This window comes from Candidatus Protochlamydia sp. W-9, assembly GCF_001950615.1.
In the GTDB taxonomy this organism is placed as follows: Bacteria; Chlamydiota; Chlamydiia; order Chlamydiales; family Parachlamydiaceae; genus Protochlamydia; species Protochlamydia amoebophila.
The window spans coordinates 1-1,059 of the sequence record NZ_BCPZ01000230.1 but is presented as its reverse complement, the minus strand read 5'-3'; the positions used below and the strand labels follow the sequence as shown (position 1 = coordinate 1,059).

1 pseudogene is annotated in these 1,059 nt (G+C 42.1%); it reads right to left on the bottom strand.

The annotated features are described in order from the left end of the window. Window positions 1–1,059, bottom strand: a pseudogene (locus tag BU804_RS07435) (DUF294 nucleotidyltransferase-like domain-containing protein); the annotation flags it as partial.

Sequence of the window (1,059 nt, the reverse complement as noted above, 5' to 3'; positions counted from 1 at the left end):
CTTGGTAAAGGACAAAGAGCTTAGGAGTGCTTTGATGAAAAGAAATCGTTTTGCGCAGCGTATTACTATGAGAATTAGAACGATACTCCTCTATTTTTTGCATCTGAGCCAATCCATCGGGGGTGTGGATAAGATCAGTGACAACAGCTGGATTGCCACCAGAATCGACATGGAAACCGGAGCGGTGTTTAGTCCCGATGCAAGTAAAAACGGGCAATCCTTGCGCTGGATCCTCTCCCAAGGTTATTATTTGTAGTTCTAACAGGCGAGCTAATTTCACAAAGTAAGGTTGATACTCAATTTCTTCAATGAGAATGCACCATTCCAAGTCTGAATAGGGGCAGACCTCTTCTTTGGCTAGAGATCCCATTGCCCGTAAATCATATAAGCAAGGAGGATCTCCTAGAATGGCAATGGCATCTTTGACTAAAGTGTGCAATAACTTGATCAAGTCCGTCGAAACTTTTTTTTGCAAAGCACGTACCTCTTCAATCGTGAACTTCTGCGGATTGATCGCCTGCTGATAGAGCGTATGAAAGCTTGCGCGATAAGTATCCAATTTTTTTCGGTATGTCGTTGTGATAAAACAAGTCGTGGGAAGAGATTTACTGTTTAAATAATGGTCCATCGTTGGTTTTAGATGATGCAGTCCACTTGCCTCTATCGGCTTTTGTCCCCCTCGCTTGCTAAATATAGCCGCTATAAGTTTACGTACTTGTTTATAGAATAATTTAATCAAAGCATGCTTTTCACCCTCGCAGCAGATCGCTTTAAAACGTGTTTCAAGATTTGTGATGAGTTGCACGACTTCCTGACTCTTATCTTCGGCTCTTGCTTTTTTCAAACGTTGCTTAAAGACGCTAAGGGACGTTGAAGCGACTTTAAAGTAGCGAGAAGCTTGGCGTTGGGATTCCGTGGAATCCATCGAGATACTCTGAGCCTTTACTGCGTAATGAAGAGCATTGATGGGATCTTTAAATTGTTTCTTATTTAGCCGTTCTTGTTTTCCTTGCTTGTAATGCCATTTGGCGAGTTCGGTAGCTAACTGCTTTTGTTCTT